We start from the raw sequence: 7,014 nt of genomic DNA, 5'->3' as shown, positions 1-7,014 counted from the left end.
TATAAATATTTATAATTAATATTAAAATATAATTTTAATATTTAAAGAAATAGTGTATGATATGTTTAATAAAAGAAAGGAGAACAGTATGGCGTATCCTTTACTCACAAATTGTCCTGTTTGCAGGAAAGCACTTAAAATTACAAAGCTACAGTGTAACCATTGCCACACAACCGTAGAAAATGAATTTGAAGTTTCAAGACTGGCGGCTCTCGGTCAGGAACAACTGCATTTTATTGAGATTTTTCTTAAATGCCGTGGAAATATCAAAGAGGTCGAGAAAGAGCTCGGAATTTCCTATCCGACTGTCAGAGGAAAATTAGATGAAATTATTTCTGCTATGGGATATTCCTCTCAAAAGAAACCGGAAGTGGATAAGAAAAAAATTGTATCGTTATTGGAAAAAGGCGAGATTACAGCAGAGAAAGCCATTCAGTTATTAAAAGAGGGGGAAGGATAATGAAGGACGAAATATCGAGAGTCTTAACGCTGGTGGAAGAAGGAAAGATTGATAAGGAAAAAGCAAGTGAATTAATTAATATTTTACAAGTTAAAGATCAGCCAGAGCTAGCGACAATAAAAAAAGAAGTTCCATATGGAAATAAAATGTTGAAAATTCGTGTTAACTCCGACGAAGGTGATAATGTGAATGTGAATTTACCGATAAATTTAGTAAAGGCTGTTTTAAAAGTAGGTACAAATATTGCTGAAAAAATACCTCAGGCAGAAAGATATGTAAAAGATATTAATGTTGACCTGCTCATCGATGCAATTGAAAACGAATTGGACGGACAGATTGTTGACATAACCTCGGCCAATGGTGATAAAGTGTTTGTGGTGATTGAGTAGATTATGTTAAAAGTCAAACTGAAAGTAAAGGATAAACGATTCTCCATTCCCGTTCCCTATGCGATTTTAAATTTGATCAGTTTTATTATTACATCAAAAAGGATTAATCGCATAATAAATAAAGCAATTGAAAAAGATGGCAGCAAATTCATTTTCCCGGAAATAGAAAGAAAAGATTTGAAGCCGTTGCTGCAGGGACTATCTAAACACCGTGGAGTTATCCTGGTTGACACGAAATTGAAGGATGGAACAATGGTAGAAGTAAAGCTTTAAAAAAAATTTCTAAACCATAAGAGACTAACAGTGCTTTTCGGGTTCTCTGAGCCGTACCCTTAATGATTATTTGAAACATTTTCCAATAAATGGCGCGATAGCTGAAGAACGGGTAGCAGATCTTCGGCTATTTCTTTATTCCATTAATGGGAGTTTCGTTGAAGAAAATTGGTTTGTCAAATGTGGAGAGAATATCTTAATCACTACATCAGCACAGGCATACAATCAATTGTAAAATAATAAATGAAACCTGCTCCACCTTATAAAATAACTCCCACATGCGTAAAAACTCTTTGTATGGAAACCCTAAAAATGATAAAATATTAAAAGACAGACAATAAAAACAATTTTTAATAATAAAAATTGTAATCGTTTACATACGTGGAGGTGCTTCTTATGTTATTAGGGAAAAAGAGAAAACTAGGAAGAAAAATCGAAGAAATGACGGTTGGCGAAAAGCTGACTCTGACAGAAAAAATAGAAGACAACGAACTGCTTCTATATCTTGGGCTCACCAACGATGCCAATCCATTATATATCCAACATGATTATGCTTCACAAACACCTTTTAAAAAACCGATCGTTCCATCCATCATGCTGACAGGGATCATTACATCGGCCGTTTCGAAATACCTGCCGGGTCCGGGATCCCATATCGTTGAGCAAAACATAGAATTTCCCAAACCTGTCTATCACTACGCAACGGTACAATTCCTGTTCGAAGTGACAGAAGTAAATCCAAGTAACCATTTGGTAACCATTCAGGTATCGGCCACCAACGAAGAGGATGAAAAGGTGATTAACGGAACCATCAAGGTGTGTCCGCCTCACCGCTTAGAAAAAATGAATAGTCATGCATTGGAAAACTTCTGATGACTTGGAGGAGCTATGTTGCCATAGCTCTTTTTTTTATACACCCAAATGATAAATCAAGACGGACAACTGCATTATATACAAATAGAGTGAAAGGTTGAAGAAAACAAAAAAGTGCTAAATCTCTTTAAATGATGGTAAGCCCACAGATTTATATTATAATGAGAGTACAATTACATATGCATTTGGATGTTGGGGTTAATTTTCTTTTGTATGGAGGCACAACAAATGAGCAAAAAAATCTTGGTAGTCGATGATGAACAATCTATTGCAACACTGTTAAAGTATAATTTGGAGCAATCCGGTTATTCGGTCACAACGGCACACGATGGAGAAGAAGGCAGGGATCAGGCAATTGAACTATTACCGGACCTTATCATTCTTGACCTGATGCTTCCGTCCATGGATGGAATCGAAGTGTGTAAAGAACTTCGGCAACGAAAGATTAATATCCCTATCCTGATGTTAACGGCCAAGGATGATGAATTTGATAAGGTACTTGGCTTGGAGCTTGGAGCTGACGATTATATGACAAAGCCGTTCAGCCCCCGGGAAGTGGTGGCGAGGGTAAAGGCAATCCTAAGACGCAGCCAGGCCATTCAGGAAGCGGCAAACCCAGCTTCACAAGAACCGACCGATTATAAGGAAGTCGGTGAGTTAAAAGTATATCCTGAACAGTACGAGGCGTATTTCCAGGGGGAGTTGCTGGAATTAACCCCTAAGGAATTCGAGCTTCTATTGTATTTGACTGAGAATAAGGGCAGAGTGTTGACGAGAGATCAGTTGCTGAGTGCTGTATGGAACTATGATTTCGCCGGGGATACGAGGATTGTGGATGTGCATATCAGCCATCTGCGGGAAAAAATAGAATCCAATACGAAAAAACCTACCTATATCAAAACCATCCGTGGCCTCGGATATAAACTGGAGGAGCCGAAAAATCGATGACCAAATTTAGAACGAAGCTCCTTTTTGCTCTAATTAGTTTGATCATCGCTGTATTAATAGGACTTGGTCTGCTTTTGGGACAGATTTTCAAGAACTTTTATTTAGATACGTTTAACTCAAGGATCCAGAAAGAAGCAAGATTACTGGCAAGCTCTATTGAAGAAAACGGGACGCCGAAAGAAATCGATCCGGACATGATTCAAGAATTGAGTGACATATTGGATGTCCGGATTACGATTCTTGATAATGCCGGAAGTGTGGTCCATGATACAGAAGCATTGGAGTCAATGGTCGGTCCTCAGCAAAAGAGGATCGTACAGGAAATCCAAAAAAATTGGGATGTAAAAGAGAAGCATAAAAAACTCGTCACTTCCGGGGATGAATTTCGATATTATTGGTACCCATTAAAAAACGACAATGGGAAAATGATGGGGCTTCTGATTATGAATACTGAGGTCGAAGCCCTTGAAAAGGGGACGCAGCAAATCTGGTTTGTCTTGTCCATTTCCCTTGGCCTTGCTCTGGTTCTCATCATCATACTCGGCTCGAGGATTACTGTGAGATATACCAAACCCATTGAATCCGCAACCAACGTGGCAATCGAACTAGCCAAGGGGAATTACCGGGCCAGGACATACGAGGACCGGCTGGATGAAACAAGTATGTTAAGTACCTCCATTAATATTTTGGCCAGAAACCTCCAAGAGATGGTGAATGCTCAGGACATGCAGCAAAATCGATTAACGACCCTGATAGAAAACATGGGGAGTGCCCTTCTTTTAATCGATCATCGTGGCTTGGTCGTCCTGACAAACAAAACGTTCAGGGATTTCTTCGATCTTAAGGAAAGTCAGTTGAAGAAAGTGCGATATCATGAGGTTATTCACTATCATGAAGTGAATAAGCTTGTGGAGGAAATCTTCATGACGGAGGAGCGTTTAAGGAGACAAATTCTTCTCCCCTATAAACTGGATCGAAAGCATTATGAAGTGTACGGGGCCCCTATCATAGGTAAAAATGATGAATGGAAAGGGATTGTTGTCGTTTTCCATGACATAACGGAACTCAAAAAGCTCGAACAAATGAGAAAAGACTTCGTGGCGAATGTGTCCCATGAACTGAAAACGCCAATTACCTCCATCAAGGGATTCTCCGAAACGTTGTTGGACGGTGCGATGAATGATCCGGATACTTTAAAATCGTTTTTAGACATTATTTTGATGGAAAGTGAAAGACTGCAATCCCTGATCCAGGACCTCCTGGAATTGTCCAAAATCGAGAGGCAAGGATTTGAGCTGTCCCTTCATGAGACAGAGGTGGCAGGGCTGATCGAAGATGTAATGCCGATTTTACAAGAAAAAGCGAAATCGAAAGACATTTCCCTTCAAACGTCCTTTGATTCAAGGGGGATGGCAGAAGTCGATTCCTACCGGTTAAAACAAGTGTTCATCAACTTGATCAGCAACGGGATTGTGTATACGCCTAAAGGCGGGAATGTATCGATTACGGTACAAGAAGATCCGCATAAGGTCTACGTCAAAATAAAGGATAACGGGATGGGGATCAATCAGGAAGAGCTTCCACGCATCTTTGAACGTTTTTACCGGGTCGATAAAGCGAGAAGCCGTAATTCAGGCGGAACCGGTTTAGGCTTGGCGATTGTGAAGCATATTATCGAAGCACATGAAGGTAATGTTGACGTGGAAAGTGAATTAAATAAAGGTACAACCTTCACCGTCACCCTGAATAAAAAGCTTTCCGTCCATTCATCCGATAAAGGTAAAGGAAATACTTAGTATGTTTGCGATTATTTTACATTGGGTTTACAATGCGTTAAAACCCAATTAACAATAAGGTGTTACGATACTAAGTGAAACCCCTTCATCCAAGGTGTTAAGAAAAGACGAGAACCAACCCCGTTCTCGTCTTTTCGCTTTTTGTTTATGAAAACGCTATCATTATTCTTTTTTGTCATCTTCTCTTAATATTATTGAAACCTTTTTGTCTTATGTCCGTATATCTTAGTAAGCAGAAAATAAGATATAGAGATAGAAAAGGGAGGGTGCATATGAGTTTAAAGCGTGTATATGTGGTAGCAGGAATGGTGCTTGCAGCCATTATTTTAATTGTTGTACTACTTACATCCTGGTATACTGTCGACGAATCAGAACAAGCACTGGTGTTGACCTTCGGGGAAGCAGGAGAACCGGTTGTGGAGCCTGGTCTGCATTTCAAGATGCCGTGGCCGGTACAGTCGGTGGAAGTGCTGTCGAAGGAAACGTTCAGTCTTCAATTTGGATATGAAGAGAAGGACGGAAAAATCAAAGACTTCCCGAAAGAAACAAAAATGATCACAGGAGATGAGTACATTGTCCTCGCTGATCTAGTAGTTCAATGGAAGATTACGGACCCTGAAAGCTATTTATTCAACTCGGATAATCCTAAGGAAATCCTGTATGATGCGACTTCATCTTCATTAAGAAGCATTATAGGGAGCTCATTGATCGATGATGCTTTAACATCTGGAAAAGCAGAAATTGAGGCAGATGTCAGAGATTTATTGACTGGGTTGATCGATGACTACGATATTGGAATCTCTATTCTTGCCGTGAAACTGCAAGATGTTGAGCTGCCCAATGCAGAGGTGCGTTCTGCTTTTACGGCCGTAACGGATGCAAGAGAAACGATGAATACGAAAATAAATGAAGCGAAGAAATATCGTAATCAGCGATCGAATGAAGCACAAGGTGAAAAGGATGCGGTCATTTCCAGGGCAAAAGGGGATAAAATCGCCCGTGTGGAGCAGGCACGTGGAGATGTTGCTGTATTTGATAAGCTCTACAATGAGTATAAGTCGAATCCTGAGATTACAAGAAAACGTCTCGTACTTGAGACTCTTGAAAATGTTCTGCCAAATGCAGAAATCTATATTATGAAGGATAGCGGGGAAACGTTGAAATACTTCCCTATCCGTCAAATGGAGAATCAGAATCCTCCGGTGAAACAGGAAGGAAGTGATGAGAATGAGTGATCAGAACGTTTTTGACCTCAATACGAAGAAAAAAGATCCAATCGAGTGGAAGAGGTATACCAAATTAGGTATCTTTCTCGTGATTCTCATTGCTGCTATCCTTCTCCTGTTCACGAGTCTCTTCATCGTCAAAGAGGGGGAGTACAAAGTCGTCCGTCAGTTCGGTGAGGTGGTCAGGATCGATAAAGAACCGGGTCTGAAATATAAGATCCCGTTCATCCAGTCGATCACCACTCTTCCGAAGCATCAAATGACGTATGATGTAACTGAAGCTGAGATCAACACAAAAGATAAAAAGCGGATGCTCATCGATAATTATGCCGTTTGGCGGATCGAAGATCCACTCAAGATGATCAAAAATGCCCGAACGGTGATCAATGCCGAGACGAAGATGGAAGAGTTCATCTACTCGGTTGTCCGGTCAGAACTGGGGCGACTGGAATATGATGAGATCATCAATGATGAGAAGTCTTCACGGGGAAGCCTGAATGATAAAGTAACAGACAAGGTAAATGAGCTGTTGAAGCGGGATGGATACGGAATCATCGTTCAGGATGTCCGCATGAAACGAACGGATCTGCCTGAAGCGAATGAAAACTCTGTCTACACACGAATGATTTCAGAGCGTGAATCGAAAGCACAGGAATACCTGTCCATGGGAGATGCCCAGAAACAAAGGGTAACCGCAGAGACGGATCGTGAAGTGAAGGAGCTTCTTGCCAAGGCCGGGGCAGATGCTAATGTGATCCGCGCCGAAGGAGAAGCAGAAGCTGCTCAAATCTATAACAAATCCTTCTCAAAGGATCCCGGTTTCTATGATCTTTATAAAACACTTGAAACGTATAAGAAAACAGTGGACGATAAGACGGTTATCATCTTGCCATCCGATTCCCCTTACGCAAGGCTGTTGATGGGGTATACAGAATAATATAAAGAAACTCTTGGAGAGGGGAGAGGCCCATTCTTCAAGAGTTCTTTTTGATTATACAGTGTTTTGGATCAAATAAGTGCCCCGTTTTTCCTTTCATTCCCCAACATGA

8 protein-coding genes are annotated in these 7,014 nt (G+C 40.5%); all 8 read left to right on the top strand.

The window, feature by feature from the left end; genetic code table 11:
- Window positions 1-88 precede the first annotated feature (88 nt).
- The 8 genes from BAA9072_RS21515 to hflC all read left to right on the top strand — a co-directional run bounded on the left by BAA9072_RS21515 (window position 89) and on the right by hflC (window position 6,902).
- Complete coding sequence (locus BAA9072_RS21515; protein ID WP_201716661.1) at window positions 89-460, top strand: DUF2089 domain-containing protein; 372 nt, start codon at window positions 89-91, stop codon at window positions 458-460.
- On the top strand, window positions 460-849 hold the full coding sequence (locus tag BAA9072_RS21510; protein WP_201716660.1) for an SHOCT-like domain-containing protein: 390 nt from the start codon (window positions 460-462) through the stop codon (window positions 847-849). Before BAA9072_RS21515 ends, BAA9072_RS21510 begins: the two co-directional genes overlap by 1 nt.
- A gap of 3 nt (window positions 850-852) precedes the next feature.
- Window positions 853-1,122, top strand: coding sequence for a hypothetical protein (locus BAA9072_RS21505; RefSeq protein WP_201716659.1), 270 nt, complete (start codon window positions 853-855; stop codon window positions 1,120-1,122).
- A 396-nt stretch (window positions 1,123-1,518) separates the two neighbouring features.
- Window positions 1,519-1,995 carry a MaoC family dehydratase gene (locus tag BAA9072_RS21500; RefSeq protein WP_201716658.1) on the top strand — a complete coding sequence of 159 codons (477 nt, stop codon included), beginning with the start codon at window positions 1,519-1,521 and terminating at the stop codon, window positions 1,993-1,995.
- 228 nt (window positions 1,996-2,223) lie between these two features.
- Window positions 2,224-2,943 carry a response regulator transcription factor gene (locus BAA9072_RS21495; protein WP_201716657.1) on the top strand — a complete coding sequence of 240 codons (720 nt, stop codon included), beginning with the start codon at window positions 2,224-2,226 and terminating at the stop codon, window positions 2,941-2,943.
- Entirely contained in the window at window positions 2,940-4,739 is a 1,800-nt protein-coding gene (pnpS, locus tag BAA9072_RS21490; protein ID WP_201716656.1) for a two-component system histidine kinase PnpS, read from the top strand. Before BAA9072_RS21495 ends, pnpS begins: the two co-directional genes overlap by 4 nt.
- 272 nt (window positions 4,740-5,011) lie before the next feature.
- Entirely contained in the window at window positions 5,012-5,974 is a 963-nt protein-coding gene (gene hflK / locus BAA9072_RS21485) for an FtsH protease activity modulator HflK (protein WP_201716655.1), read from the top strand.
- On the top strand, window positions 5,967-6,902 hold the full coding sequence (hflC, locus tag BAA9072_RS21480; RefSeq protein ID WP_201716654.1) for a protease modulator HflC: 936 nt from the start codon (window positions 5,967-5,969) through the stop codon (window positions 6,900-6,902). The genes hflK and hflC overlap by 8 nt, the downstream gene beginning before the upstream one ends.
- Window positions 6,903-7,014 lie beyond the last annotated feature (112 nt).

Origin of the sequence: Rossellomorea arthrocnemi (assembly GCF_904424705.1) — a bacterium.
Lineage (GTDB): Bacteria > Bacillota > Bacilli > Bacillales > Bacillaceae_B > Rossellomorea > Rossellomorea arthrocnemi.
Note: the sequence above shows the minus strand (reverse complement) of the source record. Positions and strands in the feature narration are given on the sequence as shown.

Coding starts and splice junctions, on each gene's coding strand:
- hflK (WP_201716655.1), top strand. CDS start 5,012: ATGAGTTTAAAGCGTGTATATGTGGTAGCAGGAATGGTGCTTGCAGCC.
- BAA9072_RS21515 (WP_201716661.1), top strand. CDS start 89: ATGGCGTATCCTTTACTCACAAATTGTCCTGTTTGCAGGAAAGCACTT.
- BAA9072_RS21495 (WP_201716657.1), top strand. CDS start 2,224: ATGAGCAAAAAAATCTTGGTAGTCGATGATGAACAATCTATTGCAACA.
- hflC (WP_201716654.1), top strand. CDS start 5,967: ATGAGTGATCAGAACGTTTTTGACCTCAATACGAAGAAAAAAGATCCA.
- pnpS (WP_201716656.1), top strand. CDS start 2,940: ATGACCAAATTTAGAACGAAGCTCCTTTTTGCTCTAATTAGTTTGATC.
- BAA9072_RS21505 (WP_201716659.1), top strand. CDS start 853: ATGTTAAAAGTCAAACTGAAAGTAAAGGATAAACGATTCTCCATTCCC.
- BAA9072_RS21500 (WP_201716658.1), top strand. CDS start 1,519: ATGTTATTAGGGAAAAAGAGAAAACTAGGAAGAAAAATCGAAGAAATG.
- BAA9072_RS21510 (WP_201716660.1), top strand. CDS start 460: ATGAAGGACGAAATATCGAGAGTCTTAACGCTGGTGGAAGAAGGAAAG.